The 21,745-nt window shown below is 73.4% G+C and carries 21 protein-coding genes and 1 pseudogene; 13 read left to right on the top strand and 9 right to left on the bottom strand.

What is annotated here, in order from left to right; all coding sequences use genetic code 11:
* Positions 1-46: 46 nt before the first annotated feature.
* The 5 genes from ACFY29_RS07240 to ACFY29_RS07260 are packed head-to-tail and all read left to right on the top strand — an operon-like array spanning position 47 to position 4,809.
* Positions 47-784 (top strand): monooxygenase, encoded by a 738-nt coding sequence (locus tag ACFY29_RS07240; RefSeq protein WP_386984062.1) that lies wholly within the window; start codon positions 47-49, stop codon positions 782-784.
* Positions 781-1,332 (top strand): GNAT family N-acetyltransferase, encoded by a 552-nt coding sequence (locus ACFY29_RS07245; RefSeq protein WP_328418902.1) that lies wholly within the window; start codon positions 781-783, stop codon positions 1,330-1,332. Before ACFY29_RS07240 ends, ACFY29_RS07245 begins: the two co-directional genes overlap by 4 nt.
* On the top strand, positions 1,329-2,186 hold the full coding sequence (locus ACFY29_RS07250; RefSeq protein ID WP_386984064.1) for a carotenoid biosynthesis protein: 858 nt from the start codon (positions 1,329-1,331) through the stop codon (positions 2,184-2,186). The genes ACFY29_RS07245 and ACFY29_RS07250 overlap by 4 nt, the downstream gene beginning before the upstream one ends.
* Complete coding sequence (locus tag ACFY29_RS07255; RefSeq protein ID WP_386984066.1) at positions 2,183-3,310, top strand: glycosyltransferase; 1,128 nt, start codon at positions 2,183-2,185, stop codon at positions 3,308-3,310. The genes ACFY29_RS07250 and ACFY29_RS07255 overlap by 4 nt, the downstream gene beginning before the upstream one ends.
* A gap of 11 nt (positions 3,311-3,321) precedes the next feature.
* A complete protein-coding gene (locus ACFY29_RS07260) occupies positions 3,322-4,809 on the top strand; it encodes a phytoene desaturase family protein (RefSeq protein ID WP_328418905.1) in 1,488 nt (495 codons plus the stop codon).
* Between the two features lie 85 nt (positions 4,810-4,894).
* Here the strand turns inward: ACFY29_RS07260 and ACFY29_RS07265 are convergent, their stop codons facing one another.
* Together ACFY29_RS07265 and metF are read right to left on the bottom strand one after the other, a co-directional pair.
* Positions 4,895-5,584 carry a CDP-alcohol phosphatidyltransferase family protein gene (locus ACFY29_RS07265; protein WP_328418906.1) on the bottom strand — a complete coding sequence of 230 codons (690 nt, stop codon included), beginning with the start codon at positions 5,582-5,584 and terminating at the stop codon, positions 4,895-4,897.
* A gap of 44 nt (positions 5,585-5,628) precedes the next feature.
* Entirely contained in the window at positions 5,629-6,546 is a 918-nt protein-coding gene (gene metF / locus ACFY29_RS07270; protein WP_355604990.1) for a methylenetetrahydrofolate reductase [NAD(P)H], read from the bottom strand.
* Between the two features lie 295 nt (positions 6,547-6,841).
* Between metF and ACFY29_RS07275 the strand changes: the two genes are divergently transcribed.
* Together ACFY29_RS07275 and ACFY29_RS07280 are read left to right on the top strand one after the other, a co-directional pair.
* The gene (locus ACFY29_RS07275) at positions 6,842-7,243 is read left to right on the top strand and encodes a helix-turn-helix domain-containing protein (protein WP_386984069.1); all 402 of its coding nucleotides are present in this window, start codon (positions 6,842-6,844) and stop codon (positions 7,241-7,243) included.
* Between the two features lie 9 nt (positions 7,244-7,252).
* A complete protein-coding gene (locus ACFY29_RS07280) occupies positions 7,253-8,335 on the top strand; it encodes a polyprenyl synthetase family protein (protein WP_386984071.1) in 1,083 nt (360 codons plus the stop codon).
* A gap of 164 nt (positions 8,336-8,499) precedes the next feature.
* Here ACFY29_RS07280 and ACFY29_RS07285 read toward each other — a convergent pair whose 3' ends face one another.
* The gene (locus ACFY29_RS07285) at positions 8,500-8,877 is read right to left on the bottom strand and encodes an Rv2175c family DNA-binding protein (protein ID WP_386984676.1); all 378 of its coding nucleotides are present in this window, start codon (positions 8,875-8,877) and stop codon (positions 8,500-8,502) included.
* A gap of 179 nt (positions 8,878-9,056) precedes the next feature.
* On the opposite strand from ACFY29_RS07285, the gene pknB reads away from it, so the two are divergent.
* Entirely contained in the window at positions 9,057-11,042 is a 1,986-nt protein-coding gene (gene pknB / locus ACFY29_RS07290; RefSeq protein WP_386984073.1) for a Stk1 family PASTA domain-containing Ser/Thr kinase, read from the top strand.
* Between the two features lies 1 nt (position 11,043).
* Positions 11,044-11,910 carry a deoxyribonuclease IV gene (locus ACFY29_RS07295; RefSeq protein WP_328418911.1) on the top strand — a complete coding sequence of 289 codons (867 nt, stop codon included), beginning with the start codon at positions 11,044-11,046 and terminating at the stop codon, positions 11,908-11,910.
* 105 nt (positions 11,911-12,015) lie between these two features.
* Here the strand turns inward: ACFY29_RS07295 and ACFY29_RS07300 are convergent, their stop codons facing one another.
* From ACFY29_RS07300 to ACFY29_RS07315, 4 genes are all read right to left on the bottom strand, one after another.
* Positions 12,016-13,047, bottom strand: coding sequence for a GntG family PLP-dependent aldolase (locus ACFY29_RS07300; RefSeq protein ID WP_328418912.1), 1,032 nt, complete (start codon positions 13,045-13,047; stop codon positions 12,016-12,018).
* A 50-nt stretch (positions 13,048-13,097) separates the two neighbouring features.
* Positions 13,098-14,504, bottom strand: a complete 1,407-nt coding sequence (locus tag ACFY29_RS07305) for a class II 3-deoxy-7-phosphoheptulonate synthase (RefSeq protein ID WP_355604975.1) — start codon at positions 14,502-14,504, stop codon at positions 13,098-13,100.
* Between the two features lie 88 nt (positions 14,505-14,592).
* Positions 14,593-15,099 carry a hypothetical protein gene (locus ACFY29_RS07310; protein ID WP_328418914.1) on the bottom strand — a complete coding sequence of 169 codons (507 nt, stop codon included), beginning with the start codon at positions 15,097-15,099 and terminating at the stop codon, positions 14,593-14,595.
* Positions 15,100-15,278: 179 nt separating this feature from the next.
* A complete protein-coding gene (locus tag ACFY29_RS07315) occupies positions 15,279-16,904 on the bottom strand; it encodes a glycosyl hydrolase family 18 protein (protein WP_386984077.1) in 1,626 nt (541 codons plus the stop codon).
* Positions 16,905-17,071: 167 nt separating this feature from the next.
* On the opposite strand from ACFY29_RS07315, the gene ACFY29_RS07320 reads away from it, so the two are divergent.
* The gene (locus ACFY29_RS07320; RefSeq protein ID WP_386984078.1) at positions 17,072-17,557 is read left to right on the top strand and encodes a glutathione peroxidase; all 486 of its coding nucleotides are present in this window, start codon (positions 17,072-17,074) and stop codon (positions 17,555-17,557) included.
* A gap of 148 nt (positions 17,558-17,705) precedes the next feature.
* On the opposite strand, the pseudogene ACFY29_RS07325 reads toward ACFY29_RS07320, so the two are convergent.
* Positions 17,706-17,990 (bottom strand): annotated as a pseudogene (locus ACFY29_RS07325) (GNAT family N-acetyltransferase); the annotation flags it as partial.
* Here ACFY29_RS07325 and ACFY29_RS07330 point away from each other — a divergent pair.
* Both ACFY29_RS07330 and ACFY29_RS07335 read left to right on the top strand, forming a co-directional pair.
* Complete coding sequence (locus tag ACFY29_RS07330; RefSeq protein ID WP_386984705.1) at positions 17,952-18,548, top strand: hypothetical protein; 597 nt, start codon at positions 17,952-17,954, stop codon at positions 18,546-18,548. The pseudogene ACFY29_RS07325 and the gene ACFY29_RS07330 overlap by 39 nt on opposite strands.
* A gap of 52 nt (positions 18,549-18,600) precedes the next feature.
* A complete protein-coding gene (locus tag ACFY29_RS07335) occupies positions 18,601-19,275 on the top strand; it encodes an NADPH-dependent F420 reductase (protein ID WP_386984080.1) in 675 nt (224 codons plus the stop codon).
* A gap of 59 nt (positions 19,276-19,334) precedes the next feature.
* Here the strand turns inward: ACFY29_RS07335 and ACFY29_RS07340 are convergent, their stop codons facing one another.
* Entirely contained in the window at positions 19,335-20,936 is a 1,602-nt protein-coding gene (locus tag ACFY29_RS07340) for a glycosyltransferase 87 family protein (protein ID WP_386984082.1), read from the bottom strand.
* Positions 20,937-21,043: 107 nt separating this feature from the next.
* Here ACFY29_RS07340 and ACFY29_RS07345 point away from each other — a divergent pair, with 107 nt between their 5' ends.
* Positions 21,044-21,712 carry a class I SAM-dependent methyltransferase gene (locus ACFY29_RS07345; RefSeq protein WP_386984084.1) on the top strand — a complete coding sequence of 223 codons (669 nt, stop codon included), beginning with the start codon at positions 21,044-21,046 and terminating at the stop codon, positions 21,710-21,712.
* The last annotated feature ends 33 nt before the right edge of the window (positions 21,713-21,745 follow it).

The raw sequence follows: 21,745 nt of genomic DNA on the forward strand, positions 1-21,745 counted from the left end.
CAGCAGGCACAGCAGCGAGGCGCTCGCGACGCCGCGAAGCGGTGGCGTGAGCAGCGTCGGAGAGCTGGTCACCCTGCACGTGTGGCGGACGTCCCGCGGCGCGCTGCCCCGGGCGCTGACCCGGATGGCGGTGGATCCGGGCCGGCTGCGTGCCCTCCCGGGCGTCCGGTTCGGCAAGCTGCTGGGCACCGGGACCGGCACCGGCTTCGGCCCGGGTGACGCCGATCTGACCCGGTGGGCGGCGCTGACCGTCTGGGACTCCCCCGCCGCGGCGGCTGGCTTCGACGACTCGCCGGTCGGGCGCGCCTGGGCGCGGATCGCCCGCGCCCACGCCCGGGTCGACCTGCGCCCACTGAGCAGCCGGGGTGAGTGGTCCGGGCAGCGGCCGTTCGGCGAGCCGTCGGGCGGCCGGGTCACCGGGCCGGTGCTGGCGCTGACCCGGGCCCGGCTGCGGGCCCGCCGGGCGGCCACCTTCTGGCGGGCGATCCCCCCGGTGGCTGCCGCCCTGCGCGACGCTCCCGGGCTGCTGGCCCGGTTCGGCGTCGGCGAGGCGCCACTGGGTTGGCAGGGCACGGTGAGCGTGTGGCGCGACCCGACGGACCTGGTGGCGTTCGCGTACCGTCACCCGGAGCACCGGGCGGCGATCATGCGAACTCCCACCGCGGGCTGGTACGCCGAGGAGTTGTTCGCGCGGTTCGAGGTGCGCGACGTGGTCGGCGACCGGACGGTGCTCGGATGGGTCGCCGACGGCGACCCGGGAACGGTGAAGGGTGGACGGGCATGAGGTTGGTGCGCTGGACGCCGGACGATCTCGTCCGGCGGCTGGACGACGTGGTGACCGTCTACGGCGAGGCGATGGGTTACCGCACCGACCTGCTGGAGGCCCGACGCGGCTACATCGCCACCCACGTCCGCCGACCCGGGTTCCGGGCCGTGGCCAGCCTGACCAGCGAGGGGCACCTCGCCGGCTTCGGCTACGGCTACCTGGGCGGCCCCGGCCAGTGGTGGCACGACCAGGTGCACCGGGCACTGGACGTCCCGACCCGGCAGCGCTGGCTCACCCACTGCTTCGAGGTGGTCGAGCTGCACGTCCGGCCGCCCGCACAGGGGCACGGCCTGGGCGCCGGCCAGCTGCGCGCTCTGCTCACCATGGCCGAGGGCGATACCACGCTGCTGTCCACCCCGGAGGCCGAGGAGCAGACCTCGCGGGCCTGGCGGCTGTACCGGCGGTTCGGCTTCGTCGACGTGCTGCGCGACTTCCACTTCCCCGGCGACGAGCGACCGTTCGGCGTACTCGGTCGGGACCTGCCGCTCGAGCCACCGGCGTCATGACCCGGCGGGTCTCCTGGACGCTGCTCGCGGTCCTGGTGCTCGCCCAGATCTGCTACCCGCTCACCAGCGGCGCCACGCGGGCCGGGCTCACCGTGGCCACCGTCGTGCTCGGTTGGCTGCTCGCGGTCGGCCACGCGCTGCTCAGCCGGGGCCCCCGGGCCGCGGCGGCGCTGGTCGCGGTGGCCACCGGCGGCGGGTTCGCGATCGAGGCGATCGGGGTGGCCACCGGCGTGCCGTTCGGCAGCTACGACTACTCCGGCGAGCTCGGCCCCAAGCTGGCCGGGGTGCCGCTGATCATCCCGCTGGCCTGGACCTGGATGGCCTGGCCGGCCTGGCTGGCGGCGGTCCGGCTGACCGGCGGCAACGGGTCGACGGCTGGCGGCAACGTGTCGACGGCTGGCCGGCGGGTCCAGCGGGTCGCGCTGGCCGCACTGGGGTTGGCCGCCTGGGACCTCTTCCTCGATCCGCAGATGGTGGCCGAGGGCTACTGGACCTGGCGGAACGCCACCCCGGCGCTGCCCGGCCTGCCCGGCATCCCGGTCAGCAACTACCTGGGCTGGCTGCTCTTCGCGGTGCTGCTGATGAGCGCGCTGCGCCCGCTGGCCGGCCCGACCGCCGAGCACACCGACCAGCGGGATCACCCGATGATCGCGCTCTACCTGTGGACGTACTTCTCCAGCATCCTGGCCCACGCGGTCTTCCTCGACCTGCCCGCCTCGGCGCTCTGGGGCGCGGCCGGCATGTCGGTGATCGCCGTGCCGCTGGCGGTGACCCTGCTGCGCGCCCGCCAGGCCCGCGACAACCACCGGGTGGATCACCAACCGCACCGGCCCGGCGTCGACGCGACCCGATGACCGTCCTGCTCGCCCTGCTGCTCGCCGTCGCCGCGCTGACCGGGCACACCTGGCTCAACACCGCCCGCTGGCTGCGCCGGCCCACCGACCGACCGGACGAGGTCGGTGAGCTGGTCGCCGTACTGCTGCCGCTGCGCGACGAGGCCGCCCGCGTCACCGGATGCCTGCGCGCCCTGCTCGCCCAGCGCGGCGTGCCCGGGCTGCGCGTCGTGGTCCTCGACGACGGGTCCACCGACGGCACCGCCGAGGTGGTCCGCGCGGTGGCCGGCGACGACCCTCGGGTCACCCTGCTCACCGGGGTCGCCCCGCCACCGGGCTGGCTGGGCAAGCCGCACGCCTGCTGGCAACTGGCCACCCGGGCCGACCCGGCGGCCACCGCGCTGATCTTTGTCGACGCCGACGTGGTGCTCGCCCCGCACGCCGTGGCGGCGGCCGTCAGCGAACTGCGCGCCGCCCGCGCGACGCTGCTGTCGCCGTATCCCCGGATCGTGGTGACGACGGCGGCCGACCGGCTGGTGCAGCCGCTGTTGCAGTGGCTCTGGCTGACCTTCCTGCCGTTGCGCGCGATGGAACGCTCGCCGCGGCCGTCGCTGGCCGCGGCGGGCGGGCAGTTCCTGGTGGTGGACCGGGCCGGCTACACCGCCGCCGGCGGGCACGCCGCGGTCGCCGACAAGATCCTGGAGGACATCGAGCTGGCCCGGGCGGTCAAACGGGCCGGCGGGCGCATCGCCCTGGCCGACGGCTCCCGGCTGGCCACCTGCCGGATGTACGACGACTGGCCGCAGCTGCGCGACGGGTACTCGAAGTCGCTCTGGGCGTCGTTCGGGCACCCGGGCGCGGCGGCCGCCGTGGTGGCGCTGCTGCTCCTGCTCTACACCGCGCCGCCGCTGGTCGCGCTGGCCGGCGTGGCGGCCGGCGCGCCGGTGGTGTCCGCCGTGGGTCTGGCCGGCTACCTGCTCGGAGCGGCCGGACGGGTGCTCACCGCCCGGGCGACCGGGGGACGGTGGTGGCCCGACGCGCTCGCACACCCCGTGTCGGTCGTGGTCCTCGGTTGGCTGACCCTGCGGTCGTACCATCTGCGAAAGCGTCGCCGCCTGACCTGGCGGGGCCGCCCGGTCAGCTAGGAGGGCGCGACATGGCGCGGATCGTGGTCGTCGGCGCCGGGGTGGGTGGCCTCGCCACCGCCGCCCGGCTGGCCGCCACCGGGCACCAGGTGACCGTCTTCGAGCGGGCCGACACGGTCGGCGGCAAGCTCGGCCGGTACACGCACGACACCCCGGCCGGGTCGTTCCACTTCGACACCGGGCCGAGCCTGCTCACCCTGCCCGAGGTCTTTCACGACCTGTTCGAGGCGACCGGGGCGAAGCTCGACGAATACCTCGACCTGGCCCCGCTGGACCCGATCGTCCGGCACGTCTTCCCCGACGGCGGCCCGGCGCTGGACTCCTGCACCGACCCGGTGGAGTTCGCCGCCCGGATCGGGGCCGCCTTCGGTGATCGGGCAGCGGCCGACTGGCAGCGGCTGTGGCGCCGGGCCGCACGGGTGTGGCACGCCTCCTCGCGGGACATCCTGCGCCGGACCGTCGACTCCCCCCGCGACCTCGCGTCGCTGGCCTGGCGCATCGGCGACCTGGCCGCCATCGCCCCGGGCCGCACCCTGCGCGGGCTGGGCCGCCGGCACCTGTCCGACCCGCGGCTGCGGATGCTGCTGGACCGGTACGCCACCTACACCGGTGCCGACCCGCGCCGGGCGCCGGCGGCGCTGGCCGCGGTCCCCTACGCCGAGCTGACCTTCGGCGGCTGGTACCTGCGCGGCGGGCTGGGTACGCTCGCCGACGCGCTGCTGACGCGCTGCCTGGACCTCGGCGTGGTCGTGCAGACCGGCGCCGCGGTGACCCGGATCGACGCCACCGGCGGCCGGGTGCACGGGGTACGCCTCGCCGGCGTCGCCGCGCCGGTGCCCGCCGACGTGGTGGTGGCCAACGTGGACGCGCTCACCGTCTATCGCGACCTGCTGCCGCATCCGCGCCGGTTGGCCGGGCTGACCGACCGCAGCCTGGCCGGTTTCGTGCTGCTGCTCGGCGTCTCGGGCAGCACCGGGCTGGCGCACCACAACGTCTTCTTCCCGCGCGACTACGACGCGGAGTTCGACGCGGTCTTCGGCGACCCGGGACGCGGCGTACGGGCCCGGCCGGCGGCCGACCCGACGGTGTTCGTCACCGTGGCCGACGACCCGATGGTCCGCCCGGCCGGGCACGAGGCGTGGTTCGTGCTGGTCAACGCCGCCCGGCAGGGCACCGCAGCGGGCGCGGTCGACTGGCGACGCCCGGGGCTGGCCGACGCGTACGCCGACCGGATCCTGGACGTGCTGGCGCAGCGCGGCGTCGACGTGCGCGACCGGTTGCTGTTCCGCGAGGTCCGCACCCCGGCCGACCTGGACGTGGCGACCGGCGCGCCGGGTGGCTCGATCTACGGCACCGCCGGTGGGCTGCTCCGCCCGGCCAACCGGGGCCCGGCGCACGGACTGTGGCTGGTGGGCGGCTCCAGCCACCCCGGTGGCGGGCTGCCGATGGTGACCCTCTCCGCGCAGATCGTCGCCGACGAGATCGGCCCGGCCTGGTAGGGACGTTGTTGACGCCTGCGGGCAGCGCGGCGGTCAGCCGGCGTCGAGCAGCGCGGCGGTCAGCCGGCGTCGAGCAGCGCGGCGGTCAGCCGGCGTCGAGCAGCGCACGGCGGACGGTGGAGAGCAGCTGCCCCAGGCCGAAGCCGGCCAGCAGCACCCACACCGCGGTAGCCATGGTGATGGTGCCGGCGGCCAGGTCCGGCTCGATCAGCCCGGCCAACCCGGCGACCAGCAACCCGACCAGCGCCACCGAGACCCGGGTGGGGCGTTCGCCCACGGTCACCGCGCCGATCTCGCGCATGCCGGCGGATATCGCTCGGGACCGGACGTACTCGTGCAGCCAGGACAGCGCGCCGCCCGCGACGACCAGCGCGCCCGGCGCGCCGACCAGCCAGAACGCCAGCAGCCAGGCCACCTCACCGAGCCGGTCGGCGAGCGAGTCGTAGACGTAGCCGAGCCGGGTGGTGCGACCGGTGGCCACCGCCACCGCCCCGTCCACGCTGTCGGCCACCGAGGCGAGCAGCACGAACAGCGCGCCGAGGAACGGCCCGTCCCCCGGCCGGGTCGCCAGCAACGGTACGCAGAAGCAGAGCAGCACCCCGGCCACGGTGACCGGGGTGGGGGTGACCCGCAGCCGGCCCAGCACGTACCCGACGTGGTACGAGAACCGCAGCCAGGCGCGCACCACCGGCGCGGCGGTCCGGGGGTCAAACCCGCCGTGCAGCCGCGCCCACGCAGTGGCGTACTGGTCCCAGTTCAGCTGTGTGCCCACCACGGATCAACCGTCGTGCCGGTCATCAGGTGTCGCGGACTTCCCGGTCACACCCGCGCGCCGGCCTTGAGGTTCTGCCAGACCTCGCGGGTCGCGGTGGACCGGTTGAGGGTGATGAAGTGGATCCCCGGCACGCCCTCGTCCAGCAGTCGGCGGCACATGTCGCTGGCCTGCTCGATGCCGAGCTGGCGGACCGCCTCGGGGTCGTCGGCGACCCGCTCGAAGCGCGTCGCCAGCGCCGGCGGAAAGGGCGCCCCGGACAGCTGCACGGACCGCTCGATGGTGCCGATCTGGGTCACCGGCATCACACCGGCCAGGATCGGGGTGTCGCAGCCGGCGGCGGCGACCCGGTCGCGCAGCCGCAGGTAGTCATCGGCGTCGAAGAACATCTGGGTGACCGCGAACTCGGCGCCGGCCCGACACTTGCGGACGAAGTGCGCGGTGTCGCTGGCCACGTCGGCTGAGCGGGGGTGCTTGTACGGGAAGGCCGCCACACCCACGCTGAAGTCACCGGAGTCGCGCACCAGGCGGACCAGGTCCTCGGCGTAGTCCACGCCCTCGGGGTGGCGCACCCATTCGCCGCCCGGATCGCCCGGCGGGTCACCGCGCACCGCCAGCACGTTGCGGACGCCCACCCCGGCGAGCCGGCCGATCACGTGCCGTAGCTCGGCGACGGAGTGGTTGACCGCGGTCAGGTGGGCCATCGGCAGCAGGGTGGTTTCGGTGGCGATCCGCTCGGTCACCGCCACGGTGGTGTCCCGGGTGGAGCCGCCCGCGCCGTAGGTGATCGACACGAACGACGGGCGCAGCGACTCCAGCTCGCGGATCGCCTGCCAGAGCAGCCGCTCCCCCGCCTCGGTCTTGGGCGGGAAGAACTCGAACGAGAAGGTCGGCTGGCGGTCACGAATGAGCTCCCCGATCGCCGGCTGCGGATTGGGGAGTACCGAGGGAAGACCGAGCGCCACGACTCGACTCTAGCGGGCGGCGCCACCGCCACCCAGACGCTTCCCACGCCGGTATACGGATCGACGGGTCCGTGTGGGCGTATCCGGGCCCCCGCCCGCCGACCGGCGGGGGCCTGCCCGCCCGGCCCGGCGGACGCGAAGCCGTCGTACCCACGGGGTAGGAATGGGTGGCGCGGGAGGGGCGGCGGGAGCGGCCCGGGGGGCACGCGTGGGGGTCAGCAGCCGACCGGTGACGCCGGTCCCGTCCGCTCAGGCGGGCGGGTCGTCACCGCACCGACCCCCGCCGGGAGGACCGATGACCCCGTCCCCACCACCGCGCCCGCCACAGCTCGGGCCGCTGCTCGCCCAGCGCCGGTCGGCCCTGGGCTGGAGCCAGCAGCGCACCGCCGCCGAGTTGTGTACCGCCGCGGGGGTGCCGACGCTGAGCCGGCACGAGGTGTCCCGGTGGGAACGGCAGCGACGTGTCCCCGGAGGGTTCTGGCTTGGCTGGCTCGCCATCGTGCTGGACATGCCGCTGGTGGTGCTCGCCGAGGCCGCCGCGAGCACCCGGCGAGCAGGCCCGACCCGGGTCGGCGGGCCGGGGCGGGCGACCGTGGCCAGCGCGCGGCCCGCCGGGCGGACGGGTCCGGGCCGCGCCGCCGGGCGGGCCGGCGGGACTACGCGTGGCGGTGGAGCGCGGGCCATGACGACCGGCTAGCGTCGTGGCGTGACCCACGCTGCTCCCGTGTCTCCCGTCGACCGCGCCGGCCTGCGACAGCGGGTCGACAAGGCCCTCACCGAGTTTCTGGCCGGCCAGCGGGCCCGGTTGACCCGGGTGGACGACGCCCTGGTCCCGGTGGCGGAGGCGATCGAGGCGTTCGTGCTCGGCGGCGGCAAGCGGCTGCGTCCGGCCTTCGCGTACTGGGGCTTCCGGGGCGCCGGCGGGGTGGACTCCGACCAGGTGCTCACCGCCCTGGCCGCGCTGGAGTTCGTGCAGGCCAGCGCCCTGATCCACGACGACCTGATGGACCGCTCCGACACCCGGCGCGGTGAGCCGGCGGTACACCGGCGATTCGCCGCCCGACACCGGGCGGCTGGCTGGGGCGGCGACCCGGACGGGTTCGGCGACGCCGCGGCGCTCCTGCTCGGCGATCTCTGCCTGGTCTGGTCCGACGAGCTGCTGCACTCCGCTGGGCTGGACCTACGAGCGGTGGCCCGTGCCCGGCCCGTCTTCGACGAGATGCGCACCGAGGTCACCGTCGGGCAGTACCTCGACGTGCTGACCCAGGCCACCGGGGACACCTCGGTGGAGCGGGCCAGCAAGGTCGCCCGGTACAAGTCGGCGAAGTACACGGTCGAACGTCCGCTGCTGCTCGGCGCCGCACTGGCCGACGCGACGGCCGACGTGCGGACGGCCTATTCGGCGTACGGGCTGCCGCTGGGCGAGGCGTTCCAGCTCCGCGACGACGTGCTGGGGGTCTTCGGCGACCCGGCGCAGACCGGCAAGCCCGCCGGGGACGATCTGCGCGAGGGCAAGCGCACGTACCTGGTCGCGGCGGCCGTGGAGGCCACCGACGACGCCGGCCGGGAGCTGCTGCTCGGCCGGCTCGGCGACCCGGAGCTGGACGAGCAGGGGGTGGCCCGGCTGCGTGAGCTGATCTCCGCGAGCGGCGCGCTGGCCCGCACCGAGCAGCGAATCGTCACGCTCACCGACAGCGCGCTGGCGGCGCTGGCCGCCGTAGACCTGGACACCGAGGCCCGCCAGGCCCTGGTCGACCTAGCCATAGCCGCCACCCGCCGCGCCGACTAACCCCCTCCCCCTCCCCCCTCCCGGCCCGGGCCTCCCGCCCCGGTCGATCATGAAGTTAGCGGCACGACTCGCCGGTGCGGACGCCGCTAACTTCATGATCGACGCGGGGGAACGCGGGGCGCGGAGCGCCGGGGGGCGCGGGGGGCGGAGGGCCGGGGGCGGGGTTAGAAGCCGATGGCTTGGGCTCGGCGTTTGACTTCGCGGGCCTGGTCGCCGGAGAGGGCCGCGGCGGGGGTGGCTCCGGGGAGGGTCTCGTCCGGCTCGTAGAGCCAGCGCAGCGCGGCCTCGTCGTCGTAGCCGTTGTCGGAGAGCAGGTTGAGCACACCGGGCAGGTGCTTGAGCACGGTCTGGTTGGCCACCAGATCCGCCGGGATCCGCCGGATGCCGTCGCGGCGGACCGCCAGCAACTCCCGGTCGCGGATCATCTGGTGCACCTTGCTGATCGACACGTCGAGGCGCTCGGCGACGTCGGGCAGGGTGAGCCAGTCGGCCAGGTCGGCGGGTCCGGCGAGCGCGAGGCCGGGTACGGCCTGGTCGGGTATGGGTTCGGTCACCCGATCACCCTGCCACGCCACTGCCCGGACGAGCCACCGGCACCCCGGATGACCGGCACCAACCCGTCGGGACGGGGGCGGCGAACGCGGCGGGACGGACCAGGCCCAGCCCCGGCCTGTAGCATCCTGTTCAAACTTCGCCCCTTGGACACATAGACTCCCTGCCGATGGACACACAGGTCGCCGACACGTTGCTGGGCTCGCTTATCGACGGGCGCTACCGCATTCGCGGTCGCGTGGCCCGTGGCGGCATGGCGACCGTGTACACCGCCACCGACGAACGCCTCGAGCGCACCGTCGCTGTAAAGATCATTCATCCGACCCAGGCCCCCGAAGCCCGTGCCCGGATCGCGAACTTCGTGACCCGGTTCACCGACGAGGCGAAGACCATTGCCCGGCTGACCCATCCGAACGTGGTGGCGGTCTACGACCAGGGCACCCATGCCGGTCTGCCGTACCTGGTGATGGAGTACGTCCGCGGCCGCACGCTGCGCGACGTGCTGGCCGAGCGACGCCGGCTCAACCCGGACGAGGTGCTGGCCATCTCCGAGCAGATGCTCGCCGCGATCGCCGCCGCGCACCGGGCCGGCCTGGTGCACCGCGACGTCAAGCCGGAGAACGTGCTGGTCGCCGAGGCGCCCACCGGCGGCGTGGCCAACCTGGTGGACAGCGTCGTCAAGGTGGCCGACTTCGGGCTGGCCCGGGCGGTCGAGGCGAGCGCCGACGAGGAGCAGGGCAACCAGCTGATGGCCACCGTGGCGTACGTCGCCCCGGAGCTGGTCACCGAGGGTCGGGCGGACCCGCGTACCGATGTCTACTCGGCCGGCATCGTGCTGTTCGAGATGCTCACCGGTCGGGTGCCCTACGACGGGGACCGTCCGGTGGACGTCGCCTGGCAACACGTCGACCGGGACGTGCCGGCACCCTCGACGCTGGTGCCCGGCCTGCCGTCGATCCTCGACGATCTGGTTCAGCGGGCCACCCGGCGCGATCCGGGTGCCCGGCCAGCCGACGCTGGCGTGCTGCTGGCCGAGGTGCAGGTGGCCCGGGACGCCCTGGGCGACGCCAACAGCCGTACCACCGTGCTGCGCCGGGTGACCGACGAGCCGCCGGTCTCCCAGCCGACCATGATGGTCGCCACGGTCCGCCCGGCTGAGCGCCCTGCCTGGGCCCGGCTGCCCGAGGGCGGCAACCAGGGGCCGGGCCGGCGGCGGGCCGCCCCCGAGCCGGCGGAGGGGCTGTGGTCCCGGCTCGCCGAGCTGCGCAGCACGGTGATGGGCAACCCGCGGGGCCGGCTGGCCGTCGCGGCCGTGGTGGTGGTGCTGGGTCTGGTGGCCGCCGTCGGCGGCTGGTGGTTCGGCGTCGGTCGCTACACGGCCGCCCCGCAGTTGGTCAGCCTAAGCAACGCCGACGCGCAGGCGCGGGCCGACCGCGCCGGGCTCACCCTGGCGTACGGCGAGCCGCGCTACGACGAGAAGGCCCCGAAGGACAGCGTGCTGGGGCAGAGCCCGGCGTCGACCACCAAGATCGTCAAGGGTGGCACGATCACCCTGACCCTCTCCCTCGGCCCGGAGCGCTTCCCGGTCCCGGACGTGATCGGCAAGGAGTTCGAGCTGGCCGAGGCGGACCTGGTCAACGCGAAGCTGGTGGTGGCCAAGGGCACCGCCCGCTACGACGACAGCCTGCCGGCCGGGGTCGTGGTGGACAGCTCCCCCAAGGTGGGCGCCGAGGTCAAACCGGGCGCGAAGATCACCCTCATCCTGAGCCGGGGCCGGGCGCCGGTGTCGGTGCCGAACCTGGTCGGCAAGAGCCTGACCGAGGCCCGGACCGCCCTGGCCCAACTCAACCTGGTGCCGGTGGAGACCTACAAGGACTCCGACAAGCCCAAGGACGAGATCCTGGGTCAGAGCCCGGCCGACGGCGCCGGCGTGGAGAAGGGCACCCAGGTCAAACTGGAGGTCAGCAAGGGCCCGCCGGCGGTGGTCGTACCCCGCGTGATCGACCTGCCCTGCCCGCAGGCCAAGCAGGTGCTGGAGAGCCAGGGCTTCCCGGTGGCGATCCAGTTCAACCCGAACGCCGTGGTCCGGTTCCAGAACCCGGGCGAGAACTCGCAGGTGCCGCCGGGCACCCAGGTCACCATCGGATGTTTCTGAGATGCCGGTGACCCGCTCCCGACCGGTCGGCGCACACACCCCCACCTCCGGTGGGCTGGCCAAGGCCGCCCTGCCGTACGTCGACGCGACCGGCGCCGAGGTGGTGCAGGTGTACGTCTCCAACTCGCGGGGCTGGGCGCTGCCCGCCGGTGACCCGACGCAGGACGTGCTGTTCCGCGACGGCTGCGCCGAGCGGGGCATCCCGACCTTCATCCACGCCTCGCTGCTGGTCAACCTGGGCTCGCCCACCCCGGCCACGGTCGAACGGTCGGCGCAGACGCTGGCGCACGCGCTGCGCCGGGGGGTTGCGATCGGCGCTCAGGCGGTGGTGTTCCACGCCGGCAGCTCGGTCGACGAGGGGCACGCCGAGGCGGCGATGCGACAGGTCCGCCAGGAGCTACTGCCGCTGCTCGACTGGGCCGCCGAGGCCGGCGGGCCGATGCTGCTGGTGGAGCCGAGCGCGGGCGGCGGGCGGTCGCTCGCCTCCCGGGTGGAGCAGCTCGGGCCCTACCTGGACGCGGTGGACCGGCACCCCATGCTGGGGGTCTGCTTCGACACCTGTCACGCCTGGGCCGCCGGGCACGACCTGGCCGTCGAGGGCGGGATGACGGCGACCCTGGACACGCTGGTGGCCACGGTGGGGGCGGACCGGCTGCGGCTGGTGCACGCCAACGACTCGAAGGATCTGTGCGGTTCCACCCGGGACCGGCACGAGAACATCGGCAAGGGCACCATCGGCGAGCCGGCCTTCGCCGAGCTGATGGCCCACCCGGCCACCGCCGGCGTCCCGGTCGTCGTGGAGACCCCCAGTGAGAAGCAGATCGGCCACGCCGCCGACATCGCCACCCTCACCCGCCTCCACCCCTAACCCCCACCCCACCCCGCCCCAACCTGTTGATCAAGAGGTTTGCGTCATCCGGAGGCCGGAATCTGACGCAAACCTCTTGATCAACAGCGGGGACCGCGGGGTGGGTCAGGCGGACAGGACGCTGGTGAGGACGGTGGTGGCGCGGCTGATGTCCGTGTCGTCGAGGCCCAGGTGGGTCACCAGGCGGGCGGTCCGGGGGCCGAGCACGGAGATCAGTACGCCCTCGGCCCGCGCGGCGGCGGCCAGGGCGCGGGCGTCCAGCGCGTGCTTGGTCAGGTCCAGCGGGACCAGGTTGGTGCGGACCGCGGTGGCGAGCACGCCGAACGGCGCGACCGCCTCGGCGAGCCGGGCCGCCCTGGCGTGGTCCTCGGCCAGCCGGTCGACGTGGTGCGCGAGCGCGTACCGGCCGGCGGCGGCGAGGATGCCGGCCTGACGCATGCCGCCGCCCATCCGCTTGCGGATCAGCCGGGCGCGTTCGATCTTCTCCGCGCTGCCCACCACCAGCGAGCCGACCGGCGCGCCGAGGCCCTTGGAGAGGCAGACCGACATCGTGTCGAAGAGCCGGCCGTACTCGATCAGAGGCACCCCGTCGGCGACGTGCGCGTGCCAGATCCGGGCGCCGTCGCAGTGCAGCGCCACCCCCGCGTCGTCGGCGACCCGACGCAGCGCCCGGAGGGTGGAGAGCGGGATCACCCCGCCGCCGCCCCGGTTGTGGGTCTGCTCGACGGCGATCGCGCGGGTGGGGACGGCGAAGTAGCCGTCCGGCCGGATCATCCCGGCGACCGTCTCCGGGTCGATGTCCGCGCCGACCGCAGGCCAGGTCCGCGAGGAGATCCCGCCGTACGCGGCCGCGGCACCGATCTCGTACGTGACCACGTGCGCGTCGGCGTCGCAGAGCAGCTCGTCGCCGGGCGACACCAGCAGTTGCAGGGCGATCTGGTTGGCCATCGACCCGCTCGGGGCGAACAGCGCCGCCTCGTGCCCGAACAGCGCGGCGACCTCGGCCTCCAGCGCGTTGACGGTCGGGTCCTCGCCGTAGACGTCGTCACCGACCTCTGCGGTGGCCATCGCCTCCCGCATACCGGCGGTCGGCCGGGTCACCGTGTCGGAGCGCAAATCCACGAACATGTCAGCCACAGTTGTCCTTTCGGCTGCCGACTGCGGGGCTCGCAAGCTCACTCCTCGCGTCAGCCACGGAGCATCTCCGCTACCAGGAAGGCCAGCTCCAACGACTGCTGGGTGTTCAGTCGCGGGTCGCAGGCGGTTTCGTACCGGTCGGGCAGGTCGAGGTCCTCGATGCCCTGAGCGCCGCCGAGACACTCGGTGACGTCCTCGCCGGTCAACTCGACGTGCAGGCCACCGGGGTGGGTGTCCAGCCCCCGGTGCACCTCGAAGTAGCCGAGCACCTCGTCGACGATGCGGTCGAAGTGCCGGGTCTTGTAGCCGTTGGACGACTCGTGCGTGTTGCCGTGCATCGGGTCGCACTGCCAGACCACCTTGGCGCCGGCGGCGGTGACCTTGGCCACGATCGGCGGCAGGGCGTCGCGCACCCGGTGGTTGCCCATCCGGCTGATCAGGGTGAGCCGGCCGGGGACATTGTCCGGATTGAGCTTCTCGCACAGCTCGATCGCCTCGTCGGGTGAGGTGGTCGGGCCGAGCTTGACGCCGATCGGGTTGGCGATCCGGGAGATGAAGTCGATGTGCGCGCCGGTGATCTGCCGCGTCCGCTCGCCGATCCAGAGGAAGTGCCCGGAGAGCCCGTACGCCCGGCGGTCGGAGACCCGGGTGAGCGCCCGGTCGTACTCCAGGGCCAGGGCCTCGTGGGAGCAGTAGAGGGTGACGGTGCGCAGCGCCTCGTCGTCAGTCATCCCGCAGGCCCGGATGAAGGCCAGCGCCCGGTCGATCTCCCGGGCGATCGCCTCGTAGCGCTCCCCGGCCGGGGAGTTCTTCACGAAGCCCTTGTTCCAGTCGTGCACCGCGTGCAGGTCGGCGAGCCCACCGGCGAGGTACGCCCGGAGCATGTTCATCGCCGCCGCCGAGTTGGCGTACGCCCGGATCATGCGCTGCGGGTCGGCGACCCGGGCGGCCGGGTCGGCCTCCAGCGAATTGATCATGTCGCCGCGGTACGCGGGCAGGCCGCGCGCGTCGGTGGGCAGCGAGCGGGGCTTGGTGTACTGCCCGGCGACCCGGGCCACCTTGACCACCGGCAGCGACGCGCCGTAGGTGAGCACGATCGCCATCTGGAGCAGGGTCCGGGCGTTGGCCAGCAGGTGGCTCTCGGTGTTGTCGGCGAAGGTCTCAGCGCAGTCGCCGCCCTGGAGCAGGAAAGCCTTGCCCTCGCAGACCAGGGCCAGCTTCTGCCGGAGCTGATCCACCTCGTAGGGCGCGACGACCGACGGAACGGTGTCGAGCACCTTGCAGACCTCGGCGACCGTGGCCGGGTCGGACCACGGCGGGGTCTGCTCGCGGGGCAGCTCCCGCCATCGGTCCAGGCCGAGGGCCGCGTCCTCGGCGGAGTCGACGGTCGGTCGGCTGGTCTGCAGGCCCGGGCTGCCCACCCCGGGATGGCTCAGCTGATGCCACTCATGGCGCATGACAGAAAGCCTACGGCGGCCGTCGGGGTGCCCGGGCGGCGAGGGGGACGGTTCCGGCTGTTGGGAGATCAATCCCAGCGGGCGCAGGTCAGGACGCGGGCGAGGGGGCGACGCCGGTCGGCGTCGCGGCGGCCGGGACGCCACCCGGCGCCTCCCCCGCGATGCACCAGTCGCCGCCGTCGCGGGTGACGGTGAACACCAACGGTCGGGTGACCTTGCGCGTGCCGGCGGTGACCGAGACCGAGACGCTGACCTCCTGGCCGCGCGAGCCGGACCGGACATCGGTGATGGCCGCCTCGGGCACCTCGAAATGGTCCGCGAAGTCGCCGTTGGGGCCGGTGGCACCCAGGTCGAAGCCCTCGTGCAGCAGCGCACAGAGCTGGCTGCGACCGGCCGCGACATCCTTGGCGGTCATCGCGTCGAGGTACGCCTGCACCCGCTCACGGGACCGGGTTGCGGCCTCCTCGGCGGGGGCACGCTCAGGCTTGGCGGCCGGCTCATCGCCGCCGCCGCCGATCCCGCAGCCGACCAGGGCGACCGGCAGCAGCACCAGCCCAGCGGCGGTCGCGGCCAGCCTGCGGTGGGTCGAGCGCATGATCACCTCCGTCGACGGGGACATCGAGACTGCCGAGCCGCGAGTCTGCCACATCGGGGCCGGCCCGCCCAACGCCAGCGGCCCGGCCGACGCTGCGCGTCGACCGGGCCGGTCCGTCACGGGCGGGGAGGGACGGTGCGGCCCCTCCCCGCCGTGTGGGTGGTGCGTCGGCCCTCGGCTCAGCCGAGACCGCCCTTGATGGCGCCGATGAGCTCGCCGTTGCTGGTGTCACCGGAGAGCTCCCAGAAGAACGCGCCACCGAGGCCCTGGTTGTTCGCGTACGTCATCTTGCCGTTGATGGTCGACGGGGTGTCGTAGCTCCACCAGTTGTTGCCGCACTTGGCGTACGCGGTGCCGGCAACCGTGCCGGTGGCCGGGCAGGTGTTCTTGAGGACCTTGTAGTCCTCGATGCCCGCCTCGTAGGTGCCCGGTGCCGCACCGGTGGCGCTGCCGCCCGGGGCGGCCTGGGTGACGCCGGTCCAGCCCCGGCCGTAGAAGCCGACGCCGAGCAGCAGCTTGTTGGCCGGTACGCCCTTGCTCTTGAGCTTCTGGATCGCCGCGTCGGAGTTGAACCCCTGCTGCGGGATGCCGGTGTACGAGGTGAGCGGCGAGTGCGGGGCGGTCGGGCCCTGGGCGTTGAACGCGCCGAAGTAGTCGTACGTCATCGGCATCAGCCAGTTGAGGCTGCCCATGGCCCCGGCGTAGTCGGTGGCGTCGATCTTGCCGCCGTTGCTGCCGTCCGCGGTGATCGCGGCGGTGACCAGGGCGTTGGAGCCGAACTTGGTCCGCAGCGCGCCGACCACGTTCTTGAACGCGTTCGGACCGCTGCTGTCACAGGTCAGGCCGCAGGCGTTCGGGTACTCCCAGTCGACGTCGATGCCGTCGAAGACGTCCGCCCAGCGCGGGTCCTCGACCAGGTTGTAGCAGCTCTCGGCGAAGGCGGCCGGGTTCTGCGCGGCCTGCGTGAAGCCGCCGGACCAGGTCCAGCCGCCGAAGGACCAGATCACCTTCAGGTGCGGGTTCAACTGCTTGAGCTTGCGCAGCTGGTTGAAGCTGCCGCGCAGCGGCTGGTCCCAGGTGTCGGCGACGCCGTCGACACTGTCCGCCGCGGTGTACGCCTTCTCGTAGTCGGCGTAGCTGTCGCCGATGGAGCAGCGGCCGCCGGTGGTGTTGCCGAAGGCGTACAGGATGTGGGTCAGCTTGGCGGCCGAGCCGCTGGTCTGGATGTTCTTGACGTGGTAGTTGCGGGCGTAGACGCCCCACTCGGCGAAGTAGCCGACGACCTTCTTGGCACCCGGGTTCGGCGGGGGCGTGGTCGGCGGCGGCGTGGTCGGTGGGGGCGTCGTCGGCGGCGGGGTGGTCGGAGGGGGCGTGGTCGGCGGCGGAGTGGTCGGCGGGGTGGTGCCTCCGCCGCACGCGGCGCCGTTGACGGTGCAGTTCAACGGCGCCTTGTAGGCGCCGGTGCCGTTGTAGCCCCAGCTGAACGAGGCGCCCGGGGCGAGACCGCCCGCCCAGCTCTTCTTGACCGCGACGTAGTGGTTGCCGCTGCTGGTCACGTCGGCGTCCCAGGCGCTGCTGATGGTGGTGCCCGACGGTAGGTCGAACTCGATGCGCCAGGTGCTGACTGTGGCGCTCGACCCGTTGGTGACGGTCACCCTCGTCTCGTGACCGGTCCCCCAGTCCTGTGCCTTGGCGAACGTGGCGGTGACGGTGCCGGCGCCGAACGCGGTGGTCATCGGCACCGCGGTGAGGGTCAAGGCGACCACGGCACCGGCCCAGAGGGCCCGGCGGAGCGATCTTTTCATGAGGCGTCTCCCGAACTGTTAGGAAACTTTCCAAAAGAGATGGTGAGACGGTACTCAGCGCGTCATCACTTCGTCAAGATGTGCATGTATCGATTTCTCCTGGTGCGTGGAGTGCACCTGCTCCACCCGTCAGCGGCGCCCCGTCGGCCGGCAAGTAGCCTCGAACCATGACCGTCTTCGACATCCCGATCGACGCTCTCAGCGGCGGCCCCGCCGACCTGGCCCGCTACCGCGGCAAGGCGCTGCTGGTCGTCAACGTCGCCTCCCGCTGCGGCCTGACCCCCCAGTACGCCGGCCTGCAGGCCCTCGCGGACTCCTACGCCGACCGCGGCCTGGTGGTGCTCGGCGTGCCCTGCAACCAGTTCGCCGGGCAGGAGCCGGGCAGCGCTGCCGAGATCAGCGACTTCTGCCAGGTCAACTACGGGGTCACGTTCCCGCTGACCGAGAAGGTCGACGTCAACGGCCCCAACCGGCACCCGCTCTACGCCGCGCTGGTGGACACCCCGGACGCCGACGGGCACACCGGGGACGTCCGGTGGAACTTCGAGAAGTTCCTGGTGGCCCCGGACGGCACGGCCGCCGCTCGGTTCGCCCCCACCGTCGAGCCCGGTGCCGACGAGCTACACGCCGCCATCGAGAAGGTCCTCCCCTAACCCAACCCGCGAGCCGATCATGGATTTGTGGTGCCCGACGCGTCATGGTTCGCCGGACTCGTCCCCCACCACAACTCCATGATCGACCGTGGGAGGGGCGTCGGGGCGCGACGAAGCGCCACTGGGGCACGTCGGCGATTGGGCGGTAGCCGAGCACCTGGTAGATCCGGTTGGTGGTGGGGTTGGCCAGGTCGGTGTAGAGCGTGCAGGCGGCGGCGCCGGTATTCAGCGCGTGCTGGCTGACGTGTGCGACACAGGCGCTGGCGAAGCCGTGCTCCCGCCACTTCGGCGGCGTGTACACGCCGCTGACCCGGACCACCCCCGCCACCGGCCGGCTCAGCCAGGCCGTCGCGACCGGCGTACCGGCCTGTTCCCACAGCCAGAGCAGGTCGCCGTGCGGCAGCCGGGCGTCGATCTGCCGGGCGGGGTTCACCGGCGGCCCGCCGGGCGCCGTCTCGGCGAGGAACGCGGCGGCCCAGGTGATCAGCAGGTCTCGGTCCGCGGTGGTGGCGGGTCGAGCCCGCCCGGGTACGCCGACCGGCGACCGGACCGCGTCCAGCTCGAAGATCCGCTGCGCCGTGCCGGGTACGGCCACCAGGTGGGCGCACTCGGCGTACCGCTCGGCGAACTCCCCGACGGCCGGAACCGGGCCGTGCACCTCGGCCAGCGGCGGCGCCGCCCGGACGAAGTGGTCGGCCAGCGCTCGCGCGGCGGCCACCGACACCGCGCCGAGCAGCGGCCCGCGCGGCGGGGTGTGTACCGCCGCGCCCACCGCCGCGCCGCCGTCGACCACCCGGACGAACTGCTCGTCACCGGAGAGTGGCACGTCCCCGGAGAGCCGGTCCGTGACCAGCGTGAGCAGTACGTTGTGCAGGACAGGCTCGCGGCGCAGCCAGGCGTCGGCTGCGGCGGTGAAGGTCGCGAGATCCTCGGTCAGACACTGCACGGACGGGATTCTGCGCACCGGTCGGCACGCCGGCAACCGGAATAACCCACCGCACCAGTCGGGAATGTGTCGCGGGTGGACGGAGTTGGGAACGAGCATGACAACTGTGGGACTGATCGGCAGTGGCCACATCGGTGGCAATGTGGCCCGGCTGGCGGTGGCCGCCGGGTACGACGTGGTGCTGAGCAACTCGCGCGGGCCGGAGACGCTCACCGACCTGGTCGAGGAGTTGGGCAAGCATGCCAGCGCCGGCACGGTACAGGACGCGGCGCAGGTGGGCGATCTGGTGGTGGTCAGCGTTCCGCTGAAGGCGTACCGGGCGGTGCCGGTGGAGCCGCTGGCCGGCAAGGTCGTCATCGACACCAACAACTACTACCCGCAGCGCGACGGGAACTTCCCGGAGCTGGACTCCGGCGAGATCACCAGCAGCGAACTGCTCCAGCAGCACCTGCCGGAGTCCCGGGTGGTGAAGGTCTTCAACAACATCTTCTTCAAGCACCTGGCCGCGCTGCCCCGGCCCGCCGGCGCGGCCGACCGCAGCGCCCTCGCGATCGCCGGCGACGACGCCGCCGCGAAGGCCGAGGTGACCGCCTTCCTGGACCGGATCGGCTACGACGCGGTGGATGCCGGGTCGCTGGCCGAGGGGTGGCGCTACCAGCCGGACACCCCGGCCTACGGGACCATCTACTCCGCCGACCCGACCAACTGGGAGCACCCGGCCCAGAGCGACGCCGAGAAGCTGCGCACCGCCCTGGCCGCCGCCACCCGCTGACCACCACCGCCGGGCGGGCCGCCGTGCTCGGCGGCCCGCCCCGCCTCGCGCAGCCTCCCCTATCGGGTGGTCGTGCGGAGGGCGGCGGCGAGTTCGTCGTCGTAGTTGGCGATCGGCTGGCCGTCCGAGGCGTACGCGATGAGCCGACCCTGCGCCATGCTCGCCGACCGGAACGAGAACGTCCGGGTCCCCGGATAGGCGTCGAGCAGGGGGATGGCCCGGGGCGCCCCGCCTGGCGCGGAGTAGTACTCCAATCGGGCCACCTGCGGGGAGACCACGCCGTTGACCCGTACCTTGGTCTTCTCGGCGCGGGTGCCGAAGGTGACCGGCGCGTCGGTGCGGTAGGCGGCGCACTCGGCCGGGCCCCGGCATACGAAGAAGTACCGCGGGTTGACCACGTCGTCGAGGTTGTACGCCTTGAAGGTCGGGTCCGCTCCGGCGGGCAGGGGTTGGACGGCGAAGAACGCGACCGCCACCGTGGCCGCGATGCCCACCCGCCACCAGGCTCGCCCGGTGGCCGGCCGCCGGTTCGTCCGGGCGGCGGCAACCGCGACGCCCCCGAAGCCGGCCAGGCACAGCAGGCACACCCCGACGGCGCGGGCGTTCTCGAACAGGAACTGCACGCCCGGCCGCGTCGACACCGGGCTGAGGGCCGCACCCAACGAGACGACCATCGTGCCGAGCAACGCGGCGCCAGCGGCCCGCTGGGTGACGCCGGACGCGCCGATCAACAGCATCGCGGCGAGCACCGGCCACACCTGGTGGTGGGTCCAGGACACCGGGGACGCGGCCACGGTGGCGCAGCCGACGAGTACCGCGCCGTGTGCGGAGCGGCCCTGCGCCGTCAACTGCCGGGCCCGCAGCAGCGCCGCCGCGCAGATGAGCGCCACCAGGCCGGCCCAGAGCAGGGGCAGGGACGCCTCGTCGACACCGACGCGCAGCAGCATCCCGTGCAGGGACTGGTTGCCCAGCGACGCCAGGTTGCCGATCCGGGAGGTCTGCCGCACGGACTCGGTCCAGTAGGTCCAACTCTCCTGGGGTAGCACGATCGCGGCGAGCCCGGCGCAGGCCACGAACGTCGCCGCCGCACGGCCGGCGTCGCGGTAGCGGCCGGTGGCGAGGAAGTACACCACGAACAGCAGCGGGGTCAGCTTGATCGCCGCGGCCATGCCGACCAGCACCCCGCGCAGTCGGGGTGGGACGACGCCCATCCCGTCGAGCAGTGCCATCAGCACGATGAAGATGCTGACCTGGCCGAAGCGCAGGTTGCTCTGCACCGGCGCGGAGAGCATCAGCACCGTAGCCGCCACCGCCACGACGAGCGGGCGCCGGGACCGTCGGGCGGTCAGCGCGACGCCGACCGTCCCGGCGATGGCGACGACCGCCGCGCATGTCGCGACCAGCCAGATCCCCTGCAGTACGCCCTCGCTGACGGCGGTGATCGGCCCCAGCACGAGCGCGGCGAACGGCGGATAGGTGAACGGGCCGCCGTTCTCCGCCACGTACCCGTACAGCGGCCGGCCGGAGTGCAGGTCGGACAGCGCCCCGTAGTAGATGTGCAGGTCGGAGAGGCGGTCCTCGCGCCGCAGCACGAGCACGCAGGACACCAGCGCGACGACCACGAAGGCCGCCCACGCCAGCACCACCCGGCGATCCCGCATCGACCGAGAATAAGGGACCGCGACGACCGGCGGCGGCCCGCCAGCGCCGCGTCTGCCCTCGGGAGAACGGATGCCGCGCGGCGCGTCCCGATCCCTAGCATCGGCTGATGGGAGCGACGAGCACACCCGCGTACGACGCCCACGCGGACTGGTACGAGGACTTCATCTCGGCCGGGGGTGGATATCTCCGGCGGGTGCACACGACGGTGGCGGACCTGCTGGGCGCGGGCGAAGGCACCTGCCTGGACATCTGCTGCGGCACCGGCGCGCACGCCGCCGTGCCGGCGAGTCTGGGTTGGACACCGGTGGGCGTGGACCTGTCCGGCGGGCAGTTGCGGCACGCCTCCGGGCGGCTGCCGGTGACCCGGGCCGACGCTGTCGCGCTGCCGATCGCCGACGCGTCGCTGCCCGCGGCGATGTGCGTGCTGTCCAGCACGGACGTACCCGACTACCCGGCCGTGCTGCGCGAGGTCGCCCGGGTGCTACGCCCTGGCGGGCGGTTCGTGCACGTGGGCGTGCACCCCTGCTTCGTAGGGGCGTTCGCGGACTGGAGCCAGCGGCCGAGCGTCGTCGTGGACGAGCGGTACGCCGACCGGTCACGCAGCTTCGCCAGTTGGAACACCAGCGGTGTGCGGGTACGGGTGGGCGCCTGGCACGTGCCACTCGCCGACCTGCTCAACGCGACGGTGGCCGCCGGCCTACGGCTGGTCCGGGTCGCCGAGGCTGGCCCGGGTGGCGTCCCGGATCTGCTCGCTTTCCTCGCCGTCAAGGACTGACCGGCCCGTCACGCACTCGGCGCGGGTGACAAA

It is taken from the genome of Micromonospora sp. NPDC000668, from assembly GCF_042897975.1.
GTDB lineage: Bacteria > Actinomycetota > Actinomycetes > Mycobacteriales > Micromonosporaceae > Micromonospora.